Raw genomic sequence first — 15,222 nt, forward strand, 5'->3', positions numbered from 1 at the left:
CGCACGCGTCGATCGACCGGTGGTTCGTCGAAACGCGCGCGTTTCGTGGGACCAAGAGTCACCGGACGCTACCGCCGGCCGAAGAACGGGCGAGCGGCCGGCAGGAAGAGCAGCACCGCGGCCACCGCGGACAGCGCCACGAGCAGGAGCGTCGACACGCCGTCGCCGATGCTCAGGAGCGCCCGCGCCGCCGCGACCACCACGAGCACGATGCGTGCAGTCGCGGATCCTCGCCAGACCCGCAGCACCGCCCAGGCGACGAGCGCCCAGATCACCAGCGAGAGCACGACGGAGATCACCGTCACGAGGGCGCTCGCCGGGAACTCCACGAAGCCGATCACCGACGCGAGCACGCACCCGACGAGCCAGACGGCCCAGAGCACGACCGACACGGTCACCACCTGCGGACGGGCCTGTCGGGATGTCACGGGAGCAGCGTATCCGTCATGCTCCGCAACGATCCGTCGGACGCCGCGGTGCGGTCGGAGACTGGACGCATGACCGCCCCGTCCGTGTCCGCCGTCCGCCGTGCCGCTGCCACCGACCCGCGCGCCGAGCGATGGACGCACACAGGCGCCGTCGTCGAGTCGGCCGCCCCTGGCGAGCACCTCAGCGCGCTGACCAGACCGGGCGAGGTCCAACTGCGGTTCACCCACGACGGAGCGGACGGCGTGGACCGGGCTCTCTCCGACCTCGTGGACGCCGTGGTGGCGACGGCGGCCGCGCGGTACGCGTCGGCGGTCGTGGTCGACACCGCCGGACTCCCGGACGGGGTCCGTCGGCTCCTCGAGGCCCGCGACTTCGCCCGCGACCCCCGCGGCACCGCGGTGCGTTCCCTCGACCTGACGATCGCCGACGACGGCACCGCGACGCGGATGCTCGACAACCCCGCGCTCGCGTCGTTGAACGGTGCGCACGCCCGCTTCGCCGAGCGCCGGGGCGAGATCGTGCGGTACCTGCCGGACGTCTCGGTGTGGACCGGCGTCCCTGTCCACCCGACCGAACAGGACTGGGCGGACATCGCTGCGCTCCTCGGCCCCGGCGCCGGGTTCCGGGTCGACCCGTCCGCCGTGCTGCCGCCCGGGTGGCACGACCTGCAGGGTGCCGGAGGCGTGCAGCTCACCGGCGAGGCGGTCCTCGGCGAACCCGATCCCGAGGCGGTCCGGCTGACGACCGAGGACGTCCCCGAGATGCTCGACCTCGTCGCCCGCACGAAGCCCGGTCCGTTCCTCCCGCGCACGATCGAGCTCGGCACCTACCTCGGCATCCGCCGCGACGGCCGCCTCGTCGCGATGGCCGGTGAACGCCTGCACCCGCCGGGCTGGACCGAGATCAGCGCCGTGTGCACGGATCCCGGGTTCCGCGGGCAGGGGCTCGGTCGGCGGCTGGTGCTCGCGGTGGCGCACGGCATCCGGGAGCGCGGCGAGACGCCGATGCTCCACGCCGCAGCGACCAACACGGGGGCGATCGCCCTGTACGAGCACCTCGGCTTCCGCCAGCGTGATCGCGGAGCGATCCGCTTCGCGCAGGTCCCGGAGGTCCCTGCGCTGGACTGATGGCCGGCGGACCCACCGGACGGGAGGCCCGTGGCGGCGCCGCCACGGGCCTCCCGTCCGTCCGTCCGTCCGGCGCCTCCTGTGATCGTCGATTCTCTATGATCAGGGCATGACGAGCACCATGGCCGGCTTCGGCGACGAGCGGATCACCCAGCTCGGCCTGCGCGACCGGGTCTACGACCGGGTGCTCGAGTTCCTGATGGGCCACGACGTCGAACCGGGCATGCGCCTGTCGATCGACGGACTCGCCCGCACGCTCGGCGTCTCACCGACCCCGGTCCGCGAGGCGCTCGTCCAACTCGAGCGGACCGGGCTGATCACCCGCGAGGCGAACAAGGGGTACCGCGTCGCTCCACCCCTCGCCGGCGACCAGCTCGAGGCGCTGTTCGACGCGCGGCTCATCGTCGAGAGCGGTGCCGTCGAACTCGCCGCCCGTGGCGACGTCGAGGCGCTCCGGAGCAGGCTCGACGCGGCGCTCGCGGTGCAGGCAGAGGTGGCCGCCGAGGTCGCCGCGATCGAGGTCGGGACGGTGCCCGACGAGCTGATGGCCCGGTTCTTCCGCAGCGACTGGGACTTCCACCAGGTGCTCTTCGACGCGACGCACAACCCGTTCCTCGAGGAGATGTCCGAGATCATCACCACCCGGGTGCACCGGATGCGGCAGATCGTCGGCGGTGGTGACGACGACACGTCGCGGGCCGTCGCGGAGCACCGGTCGATCCTCGACGCGCTCGCGATCAGCCCGTCGGCCGCGGTGTCGGCCATGCGCGTGCACATCGACAACGTCCGGGTGCGCTCGCGGGCCGACGCGTCCCACGGGGCCTGATGGGTCGTCGCCGGGTCAGCCGGTCCATGCGGGGAAGTGGTCGAGACCGTCGCCGACCGGGACGACGCCGAGGGTGAGGTCCGATCGCGGTCGGAGCACCTCGCCGCGGCCGAGTGGATCCGGCCGGCCGAACACCTCGAAGCGTTGGCCGAGGGTGACGCGCTCCCGGGCGAACCCGGGGTCGAGGAAGACGGCGTCGGCTTCGTAGAGCACGAACGGCTCCAGGACGACCGCGCCCGTCATGAGGTGCATGTTCGTCGCCCAGTCCTCGGCCCGGTACAGGCACCTGACGTACGGGTGGGTCTCCGTGCCACGGGGGCCGGTCGGTTCGGACAGCTGGGCCGACCGGATCGGTCGGAACGCGATGCGCACGCGGACGATCAGGTCGTCCTCGGCCACCTGGATGTCCACGCGCTCACCGTACCGATCGCGCGGGCCGGGTTGCGCTCCGGTCGTTTGCGAGTATCTTTCCTATAGGAAAGAGGTTCGGCGCTGAACCGCACCGCACGACTGCGAAGGAGCATGCACGTGGCATCACCACAGGACTGGGTCACCCAGGATTGGGACCCGACGACCTGGACCGACGAGACGTGGCCGATCGCCGCCTGCCTGCACGGGTTCGCCCAGGTCACCCGCGACGGTACGGCCTTCCACGACGCCCCCGCCGAGGTGTGGGACGACGTCTTCGCGCAGATCGCGGCCGCGGGCTTCTCGCTGGCCGAGCTCGCCGACAGCCACATCCGCCCCGCCGACCTCGAGCGGTCCCGCCGCGACGAGCTCTTCGCGGTCGCCGCCGCGCACGGGGTCGGCATCCCCTCGGTGCACCTGCAGCGGAAGAGCGTCATCCAGCCCGGGCACGAGGAGGACAACCTCGCGTACGCGCACCGGACGATCGACGCCGCGGCCGAGTGGGGCATGCAGGTGTTCTCGACCGGGCTGCACCAGCCGTTCACCGAGGCGCAGCGGAAGGCGCTCTGGTTCTGGACGGCACCGGGCCCGAAGGACCCCGACGACCCCGAGGTGTGGGACGCTGCGGTGAAGCGCCTGCGGGAGCTCGGCGAGCACGCTGCGAGCGTCGGACTGCCGATGGCGCTCGAGCTGTACGAAGACACCTACCTCGGCACCGCCGACAGCGCCGTCCGCCTGGTCGAGGAGATCGGTCTGGACACCGTCGGCCTCAACGCGGACGTCGCGAACCTCATCCGCCTCCACCGTCCGGTCGAGGACTGGAAGGAGCTGTTCGCCAAGACCATGCCCCACACGAACTACCTCCACGTGAAGAACTACACGCGTGACGAAGCCGGCGACGGCAGCTGGGCGACGAGTGCGCCGAGCACCATGGAGACCGGACTCATCAACTACCGGCAGGTGCTCCGCGACGCCGTCGCCGACGGGTTCCGCGGGATCGTCATGACCGAGCAGTACGGCGGGGACAGCCTCGGCGTCTGCGCCACGAACCAGCAGTACATCCGATCCGTCCTCGCCACCTCGGTGGTCGGGACGACGAAGCAAGGAGCAACTCGATGAGCACCCTCGACATCGCCGTCGTCGGGTCCGGCTACATGGGCGGCGGGATCGCCCAGGTCCTCGCCCTCGCCGGCCACACCGTCCGGATCGCGGACGTGTCCGCCGAGATCGCCGCGTCCAACCGCGCCCGGCTCATCGCCGAGACCGAGCAGTTCGTCGCCGACGGCCTGTTCCCGGCCGACGCCGTGGAGCGGGTGGACGCCCACCTCAGCGCCGCCGACTCCATCGAGGACGCGGTCGCCACGGCCGACTTCATCGAGGAGGCCGTGCCCGAGAAGCTCGAGATCAAGCACGCCACCCTCCGCCGGATCAGCGAGGCCGCTCGCCCGGACGCCGTCATCGGCTCGAACACCTCGACGATCCTCATCGAATCTCTGGCCGAGGCGGTCACCGGACCCGAGCGGTTCCTCGGCGTGCACTTCTCGAACCCGGCGCCGTTCATCCCCGGCGTCGAGCTCATCCCGCACCCGACCACGAACGAGCACGCGATCGAGGTCGGCGAGACCGTCGTCGCCGCGACCGGCAAGCAGTCCGCACGGGTGAAGGACTCGACGGGCTTCGTGCTCAACCGCCTGCAGTACGCCCTGTTCGAGGAGGCGACGAAGATCGCGGACGAGGGCATCGCGAGCCCGGACGACATCGACACCATCGTCCGCACGACGTTCGGCTTCCGCCTGCCGTTCTTCGGACCCTTCGCGATCGCCGACATGGCCGGCCTCGACGTGTACGCGTTCTGCTTCGAGTCGCTCCAGACCCGTTGGCCCGAGCGGTTCGCCACCCCGCCGTCGCTCCAGCAGCACGTCGACGCCGGGGAGCTCGGCACGAAGTCCGGCGCCGGGTACCTCGACGTCGCCGCCGACCGCACGCCCGAACTCGTCGCCTACCGCAACCGGGCGTACGTCGCGATGCAGAAGCTCCTCGACGAGCTCGGCCCGGCGCCGATCCACTGAGGGGCCCGTCATGAGCAACGAACAGCAGACCGTGGTCCTCACCGGCGCAGCGTCACCGCGCGGCATCGGCCGGGCCGCAGCCCACCACCTCGCCGAGCAGGGCTGGAACGTCGGCATCATCGACCTCGACCAGGCAGCGAGCGAGCAGGTCGCCGCAGCGATCCGTGACGAGCACGGCGTCCAGGCCGTCGGCGCCGGGGCGAACGTCGCGGACGAGGCCGCCGTCCGCGCCGCGTTCGACAGGATCGAGTCCGCGCTGCCGCCGATCGCGGCGCTCGTGAACCTCGCGGGCGTCTCGTCCGCCCACGAGTACCTCGACCTGCCCGAGGGGGAGTGGCACCGCGTCCTGAGCATCAACCTCGACGGCGTGCACTTCGCGAGCCTCCGTGCCGCGCAGTCCATGGTCGAGCACGGGTACGGCCGCATCGTCAACCTGTCGTCGGTCTCCGCCCAGCGTGGCGGCGGCACCTTCAGCAAGACGCCGTACTCGGTCGCGAAGGCCGGGGTCATCGGGCTCACCCGTGGCATGGCCCGCGAACTCGGCCACCGGGGGATCACCGTGAACGCGATCGCACCCGGCCCGATCGACACCGACATCATGGGCGGCACGCTCTCCGAGGAACGCAAGACCGCGATGGCGGCCGACGGTGTGCTGCCGCGCATCGGCACCCCTCGGGACATCGCGGCGGCGATCGCCTACCTCATCAGCGAGGACGCCGGGTTCGTCACCGGGCAGACGCTGAACGTCGACGGCGGCCTCTACATGCACTGAGAACGGCACCGACGCGCAACCCGCGCAACCCGCGCACCAGCGCGCCCGCGCCGCGCAGCGCGCGCACCAGCGCACCCAGCGCGCACCGGGCCCAGACCGGCCCCACGACCAGAGCGAGCCGACGTGCTCGTCGTCGGTCGTGCCTCCAGGCCGCCACCGGCCGACCGACCCACCCGATCGCGAAGGAGCGATTCGTGTCCACAACCAGCCCCGCCCTGGGGTCCACCCACGATCCGGCCCTGCGGTCGGCGATCGGCAAGGCGACGAAGCACCTCATGCCGATGCTCGTCATCCTGTACTTCGTCGCCTTCCTCGACCGCACCAACGTCGGGTTCGCCGAAGAGGCGCTGAGCGTCGACCGGAACATCTCCGACGCCGCCTTCGCCCTCGGCGCCGGCATCTTCTTCATCGGCTACGCGATCTTCGAGATCCCGTCCAACCTGCTGCTCAAGCGGTTCGGCGCCCGCTTCTGGCTCGCCCGCATCGCCGTCACCTGGGGCATCGTCGCCGCATTGTTCTCGTTCACCACGAACGACACGATGTTCATCATCCTGCGGTTCCTGCTCGGCGTGACCGAGGCCGGGCTCTTCCCCGGCGTGATCATGTACCTCTCCGAGTGGTTCCCGAACAAGGTCCGCGTGCGGATGTTCGCGATCTTCTACCTGGCGCAGCCGTTCTCGCAGATGATCGGCGCGCCGCTCTCCGGCGGCCTCATCAGCGTCGGCGACCAGGTCACACCGTTCCACGGCTGGCAGGTCATGTTCTTCGGCGAGGGCATCCTCGCGGTGCTCGCCGGCGTCGCGGCCCTGTTCTTCCTGACGAACAGCCCGCAGCAGGCGAAGTGGCTCGACGACGGACAGAAGGCGTCCCTCACGGCGGCGATGGCCCGTGAGGACCACGCCCGGAACGAGGACGGCCCGAAGGGCATCTGGAAGGCGATGGCGAGCGGCCGCGTCTGGTACTTCACGATCATCTACTTCTGCCTGCAAGTCGCCGTCTACGGGACGACGTTCTACCTGCCGCAGCAGGTGTCGTCGCTCCTCGGGCAGGACGTCGGCTGGCAGGTCGGCCTCGTCGCCGCGATCCCGTGGCTCGTCGGCCTCGTCGCCTGCTACCTCGTCGGCTCGAAGGCGGACACCGTCGGACGTCGCCGTCGCTGGGGCACCATGTTCTACGTCACGACCGGCCTGTCGATCCTCGGGTCGGCGTGGGCCGGTGCGAACGGGCAACCGGTCCTCGGCATCCTGTTCATCACCCTGGCCGTGGCGAGCTTCCTCGCCGTCGGTCCGATCACCTGGGCGTACCCGACGGCGTTCCTCACCGGTGCCGCGGCGGCCGCGGGCATCGGCCTCATCAACTCGCTCGGCAACCTCGGCGGCTTCGTCGCCCCGATCATGCGGACCGCGATCAACGAGGTGGTCCCGACCGACAGCGGCGCGTTCGGCATCGTCTCGCTCGGTGTCCTCGCGTTCGTGGCGGCCGTGATGATCTTCTGCACGAAGTTCTTCCGAGGCGCGAAGGCGGATGATCTGCTCGACACGTCCCACGTGGCGACGAGTGCGTCGAAGGAGACGACACGATGACCAGGCTCTTCAACGACCCCGCGGACTTCGCGGACGAGGCGGCGGACGGGTTCGTCCTCGCCAACCAGCGGTGGGTCCGCCGGGTGCACGGCGGCGTCGCCCGCGCCACGACCAGCCCGGACGACACGGTCGCGGTCGTGATCGGCGGTGGCTCCGGCCACTACCCGGCCTTCGGCGGACTCGTCGGCCACGGTCTCGCCGCCGGCGCGGCGATGGGCAACCTGTTCGCGAGCCCGTCCGCGCAGCAGGTCGCCGGCGTCGCCCGCGCGTCCGAGCACGGCGGCGGGGTGCTCTTCTCGTACGGCAACTACGCGGGCGACTGCCTCAACTTCGACGCCGCAGCACGCACGCTCGAGGGCGAGGGCATCCCGGTCCGCACCGTCCGGGTCACCGACGACGTCGTGTCCGCACCCGCCGACCGGGCGTCCGAGCGCCGCGGCATCGCCGGCGACCTCTGCGTGTTCAAGGTCGCCGGTGCCGCCGCCGAGGAGGGCCGCACGCTCGACGACGTCACCGCGGTGGCGTCGCGAGCGAACGACCGGACCCGCTCGTTCGGCGTCGCGTTCTCCGGCTGCTCCCTCCCCGGCGCCGCCGAGCCGCTGTTCGAGGTGCCGGAGCGCCGCATGGCCATCGGCATGGGCATCCACGGTGAACGCGGCATCGACGAGACCGAGGTGCCCACGGCCGAGGGGCTCGCGTCCCTCCTGGTGTCGCGGCTGCTCGACGAACTGCCGACGGGCGTCACGGCGTCCGGCGCGCGGGTGGTCCCGATCCTCAACGGCCTCGGCAGCGTCAAGTACGAGGAGCTCTTCGTCGTCTACCGCTCGGTGGCCCGACTGCTCGAGGACGCCGGCGTCGTCATCGTCGAACCCGAGGTCGGGGAACTCGTCACGAGCTTCGACATGGCCGGCGTCTCGCTCACGCTGTTCTGGCTCGACGACGAACTCGAGCGGCTCTGGGCTGCTCCGGCCGACACCCCCGCCTTCCGGAAGGGCGGCGCGGTCACCGCCGAGCGCCTGCCGGAGTCCGAGCTCGAGGCGTCCGACGGCATCGAGGTCGGCACCGGTTCCACGGAGTCGCAAGCGGTCGCGACCCGGGTTGCCGCCGCGCTCGCCGCGGCGCGGCGGGTCATCGACGAGCACGTCGACGAGCTGGGCGAGATGGACGCGGTCGCCGGCGACGGCGACCACGGCATCGGCATGCAGCGCGGCGTGCACGCCGCGGACGCGGCGGCTTCCGGTGCACTGCACCGCGAGGTCGGCGCCGGAGGGCTCCTCGCGATCGCTGCGGACGCCTGGTCCGACAAGGCCGGCGGCACCTCCGGCGCGATCTGGGGAGCCGCCCTGGAGGCACTGGGTCGCGTCATCGGGGACGAGTCGCGTCCGTCGTCGGCGCAGCTCGCGGAGGCGGTGCACGCCGCGACGGCGGCGGTGTCGGCCTTCGGTGCCGTACCCGGGGACAAGACGTTGGTGGACGCCCTCGTGCCGTTCGACGAGGCCTTCGGGTCCGCGATCGAGGGCGGTGCCTCGACCCTGGACGCCTGGCGCGCGGCCGCGACCGCGGCTCGCGAGGCAGCGGACGCCACGGCGGACCTCGTGCCCCGCAAGGGACGCGCCAAGACCCACGCCGACCAGGCGGTGGGGACGAAGGACCCCGGAGCGGTGTCCTTCGCGTTGATCGTCGAGACGGTGACCTCGGTCATCGAGGAAGGAGCAGCACGATGACGCTGCGACTGGTGGTCGGATCGGACGATGCCGGCTTCGAGTACAAGGAGGCGATCAAGGCCGACCTGCTCGCGGACGAACGGGTCTCCGACGTCGCCGACGTCGGGGTGGACGCGGACGGGCACACCGCCTACCCGCACATCGCCGTCGACGCGGCTCGGATGGTGGCGAACGGCGAGGCCGACCGGGCGATCCTGATCTGCGGGACGGGGCTCGGGGTCGCGATCAGCGCCAACAAGGTCCCCGGGATCCGTGCCGTGACCGCCCACGACAGTTACAGTGTCGAGCGGTCGGTGCTGTCGAACGATGCGCAGGTGCTCTGCATGGGGCAGCGGGTCATCGGCCTGGAGCTCGCGCGACGGCTCGCGAAGGAGTGGCTCGGGTACGAGTTCGACACCTCCTCCGCCAGTGCGGAGAAGGTCGCGGCGATCTGCTCCTACGACGGGTCGGCTGCCGAGGGCATCGACGCGGCAGGGGCCGACCGCGCATGACGCTCGTCGGGGTGTCGCTCAAGATGTACTTCTCGCACGCCAGGACCCTCGAGTGGGTCCGGCAGGTTGTGGACATCGCCGAGCGGCACCCCGCCGTGCGCTCCGGGGCCGCGCAGCTGTTCGTGGTGCCGACGTTCCCGTCGCTCGTCCCCGTGCGGCAGGTCATCGGCGACGCCCCGGTGCTGCTCGGCGCGCAGGACCTGTCGTGGGCGGACGAGGGCGCGTTCACCGGGGAGGTCTCCGGAGCCGAGCTGCGTGAGATCGGGGTCGACCTCGTCGAGATCGGGCACGCCGAGCGGCGCTCCCTGTTCCACGAGACCGACGAGGACGTGGCGGGGAAGGTGCACGCGGCGTACCGCAACCACCTGCGGCCGCTGGTCTGCGTCGGGGAGCCGCACCGTGCCTCCCGTGCGGACGCGATCGTGGAGGTGACCGCGCAGCTGGACCGGTCGCTGGCCGCCGCGACCGCGGACGGCCTCGCGGGGCCGTTGATCGTGGCCTACGAACCCGTGTGGGCGATCGGTGCGCCGGCGCCCGCGCCGGACGAGCACATCGTCGAGGTCCTCGCGGGCATCGAGGAGCACCTGACGACGCGGCCGGAGCTCGCCGGCAGCACGGTGATCTACGGCGGCAGCGCCGGACCGGGCCTGTTGACCCGGGGGCGGGGCCGGATCGGCGGGCTGTTCCTCGGACGGTTCGCCCACGACCCGGCCGCGATCGCCACCATCCTCGACGAGGTCGACTCCGCCTAGCCCTCGTCCCGAGCGCCGGCGAGCCCGTGGTCGTGCGCGTACACGACGAGCTGCACCCGGTCGCGGAGCTGGAGCTTCCCCAGGATGCTCGAGATCTGGGTCTTCACCGTGGACTCGGTGACGAACTCCTTCGCCGCGATCTCCGCGTTCGACAGGCCCCGCGAGGCCCAGCCGAACACGATGCGTTCCCGGTCGGAGAGCGTCTGGAACTCCGGCGGCTGCGGCTTCGGCGCGCGCTCGACGTCGGCGCCGAACAGCTGGGCGAGGTCGTTCGGGGCGATGACCGAGCTGCCCTCGTGCACGGCGCGGATGGCCGCGAACAGGAACGGCGGCGTCGTGTCCTTGAGGAGGAACCCGCTGGCGCCGAGCCGGATCGCCGTCGCCGCCGCCGGGTCGAGGCCGAACGTCGTCAGGACGATGACGCGCGGGATCGGTCCGCCGACCGCGCCGGAGAAGAGCTGGCGCACGGTCTCGACGCCGTCCATGCCCGCCATCCGCATGTCGAGCAGCATGACGTCGGGGCGGACGGCCGGGATCGTGGCGAGGGCCTCGGCGCCGTCCGATGCCTCACCCACCACGACCATGTCGTCCTGGGCGTCGAGCACGACCCGGAGTCCCGCACGGAACAGCGCCTGGTCGTCGGTGAGCAGGACGCGGATGGGCGCGGAGCCGGCGATGCCGGTGGCTCCGGCGGGCGTGCCGGTCGGCTGGTCGGTCGCGCCGGTCCCCTGGTCGGTCGTGTCGGTCATCGGTGGTTCCCCCCTGGGATGTCGATCGGGATGCGGGCGCGGGCGACGAACACGTCGTCGAGGACCGCGGCGTCGAAGGAGCCGTCGAGCGCGGCGAGCCGGGAGCGCATGCCGTCGACGCCGCGGCCGGAACCGCCGGTGGCGCCCCCGCCGACGACGTTCTCGACCTCGAGGACGAGGTCCGCGGAGCGCCAGGTCTCACGGACCGTGACGGGCATGCCCGGAGCGCCGTGCCGGAGTGCGTTCGTGAGCATCTCCTGCAGCACCCGGCGGGCAGCGGTGCCGGCGTCCGGGCCGAACGGACGCGGGACGCCACGAACGGTGTGCTCCACGGTGACCCCGGCGTCGCGGATGCCCTGCACGATCTCGTCGAGCGTCGCGGGACCGGCGTCCCCGGTGCCGTCGATCTGCCCGAGCACCTGCCGGACCTCCATGAGCGAGCTGCGCGCGGTGCTGGCGATCGTCGCGCTGACCTCGCGGACGCGCGCCTCGTCGGCGAGGAACGGCACCGAGTCGGCCTGGGCGATGATCACGGCGAGGGAGTGGCCGACGACGTCGTGCACGTCGCGGGCGATCGCCGCTCGGATCCGCTCCGACTCCGCGACGTCGATGGCGCGGGTGGCGGTGGCCTCGGCCTCGGTGGCGACGGCCTCGGCTCGGGACCGCGCGGCCTCGGCATGGGCGCGCCGTTCGGATTCGCGGTCACGGGAGCGGAAGGCGCGGACGGCCAGGCCGCCGGCCCAGACTGCGAGCAGGGCGGCCGCAGGAGCCGCCATCGCCAGGAAGGCCTGGTCGCGCGGCCCGTTCACGAGCACCGCGAACCGGAAGCCGGTGACGGTCAGGTAGAGGGTCGCGCCCACTCCGGCGAAGAACGCGAGCAGGCCGGAGAGCACCACCTCGGCGCGGGTGCCGACGATCGCCGTGGTGCCGATGACGACGAAGATCGCGAGGTCGACCAGGGACGGACGCTCGCCGCCGGCGACCTGGACGAACCCGAGGGCGACGATGAGGAGCATCGCGACGGACGGCGAGATCCGTCGCACGGCGATGGCCCCGGCGGCCGCGACGACGGCGGGCACGCTGGCGTGCTCGAGCTCGAGGTCGACGGGGGCGAGGAACGCGAGCGCCGCGACGACCGCCCAGACCACGTCGACGACGATCGAGCGCGTGGCGAGCGGTCGGATGAACGTGCGCCCTTCCGTCACGGGTCCGATCATCGCACGGAGGCGTCCGTCGCTCGGCTGCGGGCCGGGACGCCCCCGCGGCCCTGGGAGGGGTCGGCCCGGCGCCTCACGCCACGGGGGACATCGCGATGAGCGCCCATGCGGTGACGGCGACGATGCCGGCGCAGACCGACAGGGTGGCGATGACGTGCTTGATCGAGGAGTCCATGCTCCTCAGCCTCGACGAACCGGGGCGGGACCGCATCGGGCGGACGGCCGAAGCGCATCGGCCGCGGGGACGAACGCGGTCACCGTCCGGTCGTCAGCGAGCGAGGGCGGCCAGGTCAGCGACCACGTCGGCCATCGGCCGGGTCGCATCGAGTTCGTGGGTGCACCCCGCACGGAGGAGGGGGAGCACCTCGGCGAAGTCGGCCTCGATCATCGCGCGCTCCACCGCGGTCTTCCCGTACGGGTTCGTCGTCCGGCGCGCGACCCGTTCGAGCAGGACGTCGAGTGGTGCGTCGAGGAGCACGACCGCGTCGAAGCGGTCGTACCAGCGGTCCTGGTTGCGGACACACCCCTGGACGAAGAGCGCCCGATCGTCCTCCTCGTCGAGGAGCGCCGTCATCCGTTCCTCGACCCAGAGCCACTTGCCCCGGTGTGCCTCATCGGACGGGTGCGGGTACGGGTGGTAGGCACGCCAGCCGGGGTCGTCGGTGTCCACGACCCGGTGGCCGAGCGTCGCCAGCCGCTCCAGTGCCGAGGACTTGCCCGTCCCCGACATCCCGGTGATCAACACCTTCGTCACGCCCGGGAGCCTACCGATCGGTCAGGCGTCGGACACCAGCACGATGCTCAGCGCGCGGCGTACAGGTCGCGGAGGAGTGCCGCCTCGGCCCCATGGTGGACCAGCTCGTCCGCCACGTGCAGGACGAACGACCGCTTCGTCGCCGCAGCGTTCGGCCCGGCGACCGCACCCATCGGCTCGGACGCGGTGTCGCTGGCCTCCGTCGCCGTCGCGAGGAACACTCGGATCGCCGCATCGAGGGCCACGAGGGCCTCGGCGGCGGTCACCGGACCGTCCGGCGTCGGGTCGGCCGTCGCCGCGAGTCCCAGCCACTCCCGGTTCCGGCTCGCCGTGAGCACCTCGACGACGTGGTCGAGCCGCCACCGCACGGTGACCTCCGCGTCCCCGGGGATCGGCTGCCACACCCACTCGTCGTCGGTGAGGCCCGTCATCCGGTCCGTCAGCCGATCGGCGGCGTACCCGACGAGCCCGACGACGTCCTGCTCCGCACTGTCCATGCCCCACGGTGACCCCGCACCGGGCGCGTGGACCGGGCGCGTGACGTGCCACGAGGCGGACGGGAGGCGCGGGGCGGCCCCGCGCCGGGCCTCCGGGCCGCCGCACCGCGGCTTCAGACGACGACGGACCCGAGCATCCGGTGCGCGATCGAGATCGACTCCCCGCTCAGCGCCGAGAGCGGTGAGGACAGGAAGGCGACGAGGTCCGCGATCTGCTGCGGGCTCGACTCCCCGCCGGCTCCGCGCTGCACCTCCGAGGAGGGCTCGTCCGTCACGGTTCCGGGGTTCACCACGTTCACGGCGACGCCGGTGCCGGCGAACTCGTCGGCGAGGTTCTTCGCGATCACGTTCGTCGCGGTGTTCCGCAGCGACGCCGTGATGTTGCCCGCGATGTAGGCGTTCTGGCCGCTGACCACGACGACGCGGCCGAAGCCAGCATCGCGCTGGTGGGGGAGGACGGCGTTCGCGACGCGGAGGAAGCCGAGCGCCTTGCCGTCGATCGCCTCGGCGACCTGCTCGGGGTCGGACTTCCGGGCCGGGTCGAGGGTCTGCGCACTCGGGGCGGCGGTCACCACGAGCACGTCGATCCGTCCGTGCCGCTCGACCACCGATGCGACTCCGGCGTCGACGGACGGCTGCGACGCGGTGTCGATCGACACGCTGTGCTCGTCGTCCCCGGCGTTCCGGGAGGCCACCACGACGGTCGCCCCCTCTGCTCGGAGACGGTCGACCACCGCCCGTCCGATGTAGCCCTTCCCCCCGACGACGAGTGCGACACGATCCGACAGCTGCAGGTCCATGTGCTGCACGCTACGCGCGAGCCACACCACACGTGCTCGCGCGATCCGGCCACGCTGCCCGCGTGATCGGGCCACTCCCGGTCACCCGTCCAGAGCGCGCAGCCGACCATCGGGCGCGTCGACGAAGACCGGTCGGCGCGGGACCGAGGTCCGACCGGCACGTGAAGCGATCAGGAGGCAACATGACCGACCAGCAGCAGCCCCCGGGCAGCGACCAGGAGCTCAGCCCGACGGCCGACCACGGCGAGCGGTCCTACCGGGGGTCCGGCAAGCTCACCGGCAAGCGGGCGGTCATCACGGGCGGTGACAGTGGCATCGGCAAGGCCGTCGCGATCGCCTTCGCCCGTGAGGGTGCCGACGTGCTCATCAGCTACCTCCCCGACGAGGAGGACGACGCCCAGGACACGAAGCGCTGGATCGAGGAGGCCGGTCGGACGGCCGTCCTGCTGCCCGGTGACGTGAGCGACCCGGCGTACTGCCGGTCGGTCGTCGCCACCGCGGTCGAGCAGCTCGGTGGACTCGACGTCCTCGTGAACAACGCGGCGTACCAGATGACCCACGAGACCATCGAGGAGATCAGCGACGAGGAGTGGGACCACACCCTCGCGACGAACCTCAGTGCCTACTTCCACCTCGTCAAGGCCGCGCTGCCGCACCTCGGGCCGGGGTCGGCGATCATCGGGTCGAGCTCGGTGAACTCCGACGACCCGAAGCCCGACCTCGCGCCCTACGACGTCACGAAGGCGGGCGTCGCGAACCTCTCGGCGGCGCTGGCACAGCTGCTCGGGCCGCGTGGCATCCGCGTCAACAGCGTCGCGCCCGGGCCGATCTGGACGCCGCTCATCCCCTCGACGATGCCGCCCGAGGAGGTCGAGCAGTTCGGCAAGCAGACGCCGCTCGGTCGTCCCGGGCAGCCCGCGGAGCTCGCCCCGGTCTACGTGCTGCTCGCGAGCGACGACGGCAGCTACGTCTCCGGTGCCCGCGTCGCCGTCACCGGCGGTACCCCGATCCTCTGAACCGAACG

At 72.0% G+C, this 15,222-nt stretch carries 17 protein-coding genes; 10 read left to right on the forward strand and 7 right to left on the reverse strand.

Annotation, left to right across the window (positions count from 1 at the left end):
- Nucleotides 1-68: 68 nt before the first annotated feature.
- Nucleotides 69-428, reverse strand: coding sequence for a hypothetical protein (locus tag ABC270_RS01905; protein WP_412879234.1), 360 nt, complete (start codon nucleotides 426-428; stop codon nucleotides 69-71).
- Between the two features lie 69 nt (nucleotides 429-497).
- On the opposite strand from ABC270_RS01905, the gene ABC270_RS01910 reads away from it, so the two are divergent.
- Together ABC270_RS01910 and ABC270_RS01915 are read left to right on the forward strand one after the other, a co-directional pair.
- Nucleotides 498-1,556 (forward strand): GNAT family N-acetyltransferase, encoded by a 1,059-nt coding sequence (locus ABC270_RS01910; protein WP_412879235.1) that lies wholly within the window; start codon nucleotides 498-500, stop codon nucleotides 1,554-1,556.
- Nucleotides 1,557-1,665: 109 nt separating this feature from the next.
- On the forward strand, nucleotides 1,666-2,382 hold the full coding sequence (locus tag ABC270_RS01915; protein WP_412879236.1) for a GntR family transcriptional regulator: 717 nt from the start codon (nucleotides 1,666-1,668) through the stop codon (nucleotides 2,380-2,382).
- A gap of 15 nt (nucleotides 2,383-2,397) precedes the next feature.
- Here ABC270_RS01915 and ABC270_RS01920 read toward each other — a convergent pair whose 3' ends face one another.
- A complete protein-coding gene (locus tag ABC270_RS01920; protein ID WP_412879237.1) occupies nucleotides 2,398-2,793 on the reverse strand; it encodes a hypothetical protein in 396 nt (131 codons plus the stop codon).
- Between the two features lie 117 nt (nucleotides 2,794-2,910).
- Between ABC270_RS01920 and ABC270_RS01925 the strand changes: the two genes are divergently transcribed.
- The 7 genes from ABC270_RS01925 (at nucleotide 2,911) to ABC270_RS01955 (ending at nucleotide 10,181) form a co-directional block, all read left to right on the forward strand.
- Entirely contained in the window at nucleotides 2,911-3,909 is a 999-nt protein-coding gene (locus ABC270_RS01925) for a sugar phosphate isomerase/epimerase family protein (RefSeq protein ID WP_412879238.1), read from the forward strand.
- Nucleotides 3,906-4,859: a 3-hydroxyacyl-CoA dehydrogenase family protein gene (locus ABC270_RS01930; RefSeq protein ID WP_412879239.1), complete on the forward strand. Its 954-nt coding sequence runs from the start codon at nucleotides 3,906-3,908 to the stop codon at nucleotides 4,857-4,859. The genes ABC270_RS01925 and ABC270_RS01930 overlap by 4 nt, the downstream gene beginning before the upstream one ends.
- 10 nt (nucleotides 4,860-4,869) lie before the next feature.
- Nucleotides 4,870-5,631 carry an SDR family NAD(P)-dependent oxidoreductase gene (locus ABC270_RS01935; protein ID WP_412879240.1) on the forward strand — a complete coding sequence of 254 codons (762 nt, stop codon included), beginning with the start codon at nucleotides 4,870-4,872 and terminating at the stop codon, nucleotides 5,629-5,631.
- Nucleotides 5,632-5,825: 194 nt separating this feature from the next.
- A complete protein-coding gene (locus ABC270_RS01940; protein WP_412879241.1) occupies nucleotides 5,826-7,214 on the forward strand; it encodes an MFS transporter in 1,389 nt (462 codons plus the stop codon).
- Nucleotides 7,211-8,938, forward strand: a complete 1,728-nt coding sequence (locus ABC270_RS01945; RefSeq protein ID WP_412879242.1) for a dihydroxyacetone kinase family protein — start codon at nucleotides 7,211-7,213, stop codon at nucleotides 8,936-8,938. The genes ABC270_RS01940 and ABC270_RS01945 overlap by 4 nt, the downstream gene beginning before the upstream one ends.
- The gene (locus ABC270_RS01950) at nucleotides 8,935-9,429 is read left to right on the forward strand and encodes a ribose-5-phosphate isomerase (protein WP_412879243.1); all 495 of its coding nucleotides are present in this window, start codon (nucleotides 8,935-8,937) and stop codon (nucleotides 9,427-9,429) included. Before ABC270_RS01945 ends, ABC270_RS01950 begins: the two co-directional genes overlap by 4 nt.
- The gene (locus tag ABC270_RS01955) at nucleotides 9,426-10,181 is read left to right on the forward strand and encodes a triose-phosphate isomerase family protein (RefSeq protein ID WP_412879244.1); all 756 of its coding nucleotides are present in this window, start codon (nucleotides 9,426-9,428) and stop codon (nucleotides 10,179-10,181) included. Before ABC270_RS01950 ends, ABC270_RS01955 begins: the two co-directional genes overlap by 4 nt.
- Here ABC270_RS01955 and ABC270_RS01960 read toward each other — a convergent pair.
- The 5 genes from ABC270_RS01960 to ABC270_RS01980 form a co-directional block, all read right to left on the reverse strand.
- Entirely contained in the window at nucleotides 10,178-10,930 is a 753-nt protein-coding gene (locus ABC270_RS01960) for a response regulator (RefSeq protein WP_412879245.1), read from the reverse strand. The genes ABC270_RS01955 and ABC270_RS01960 overlap by 4 nt on opposite strands.
- Nucleotides 10,927-12,135: a sensor histidine kinase gene (locus ABC270_RS01965; RefSeq protein WP_412879246.1), complete on the reverse strand. Its 1,209-nt coding sequence runs from the start codon at nucleotides 12,133-12,135 to the stop codon at nucleotides 10,927-10,929. The genes ABC270_RS01960 and ABC270_RS01965 overlap by 4 nt, the downstream gene beginning before the upstream one ends.
- A 280-nt stretch (nucleotides 12,136-12,415) precedes the next feature.
- On the reverse strand, nucleotides 12,416-12,901 hold the full coding sequence (locus tag ABC270_RS01970) for an AAA family ATPase (protein WP_412879247.1): 486 nt from the start codon (nucleotides 12,899-12,901) through the stop codon (nucleotides 12,416-12,418).
- Between the two features lie 47 nt (nucleotides 12,902-12,948).
- Nucleotides 12,949-13,398: a DinB family protein gene (locus ABC270_RS01975; RefSeq protein ID WP_412879248.1), complete on the reverse strand. Its 450-nt coding sequence runs from the start codon at nucleotides 13,396-13,398 to the stop codon at nucleotides 12,949-12,951.
- A 113-nt stretch (nucleotides 13,399-13,511) separates the two neighbouring features.
- Entirely contained in the window at nucleotides 13,512-14,198 is a 687-nt protein-coding gene (locus ABC270_RS01980; protein WP_412879249.1) for an SDR family NAD(P)-dependent oxidoreductase, read from the reverse strand.
- Between the two features lie 182 nt (nucleotides 14,199-14,380).
- Between ABC270_RS01980 and ABC270_RS01985 the strand changes: the two genes are divergently transcribed.
- Nucleotides 14,381-15,214, forward strand: coding sequence for an SDR family oxidoreductase (locus ABC270_RS01985; RefSeq protein ID WP_412879250.1), 834 nt, complete (start codon nucleotides 14,381-14,383; stop codon nucleotides 15,212-15,214).
- Nucleotides 15,215-15,222 lie beyond the last annotated feature (8 nt).

Origin of the sequence: Curtobacterium phoenicis (genome assembly GCF_047238015.1) — a bacterium.
In the GTDB taxonomy this organism is placed as follows: domain Bacteria; phylum Actinomycetota; class Actinomycetes; order Actinomycetales; family Microbacteriaceae; genus Curtobacterium.

Coding starts and splice junctions, on each gene's coding strand:
- ABC270_RS01910 (WP_412879235.1), top strand. CDS start 498: ATGACCGCCCCGTCCGTGTCCGCCGTCCGCCGTGCCGCTGCCACCGAC.
- ABC270_RS01915 (WP_412879236.1), top strand. CDS start 1,666: ATGACGAGCACCATGGCCGGCTTCGGCGACGAGCGGATCACCCAGCTC.
- ABC270_RS01930 (WP_412879239.1), top strand. CDS start 3,906: ATGAGCACCCTCGACATCGCCGTCGTCGGGTCCGGCTACATGGGCGGC.
- ABC270_RS01935 (WP_412879240.1), top strand. CDS start 4,870: ATGAGCAACGAACAGCAGACCGTGGTCCTCACCGGCGCAGCGTCACCG.
- ABC270_RS01945 (WP_412879242.1), top strand. CDS start 7,211: ATGACCAGGCTCTTCAACGACCCCGCGGACTTCGCGGACGAGGCGGCG.
- ABC270_RS01950 (WP_412879243.1), top strand. CDS start 8,935: ATGACGCTGCGACTGGTGGTCGGATCGGACGATGCCGGCTTCGAGTAC.
- ABC270_RS01955 (WP_412879244.1), top strand. CDS start 9,426: ATGACGCTCGTCGGGGTGTCGCTCAAGATGTACTTCTCGCACGCCAGG.
- ABC270_RS01960 (WP_412879245.1), bottom strand. CDS start 10,930: ATGACCGACACGACCGACCAGGGGACCGGCGCGACCGACCAGCCGACC.
- ABC270_RS01975 (WP_412879248.1), bottom strand. CDS start 13,398: ATGGACAGTGCGGAGCAGGACGTCGTCGGGCTCGTCGGGTACGCCGCC.
- ABC270_RS01980 (WP_412879249.1), bottom strand. CDS start 14,198: ATGGACCTGCAGCTGTCGGATCGTGTCGCACTCGTCGTCGGGGGGAAG.
- ABC270_RS01985 (WP_412879250.1), top strand. CDS start 14,381: ATGACCGACCAGCAGCAGCCCCCGGGCAGCGACCAGGAGCTCAGCCCG.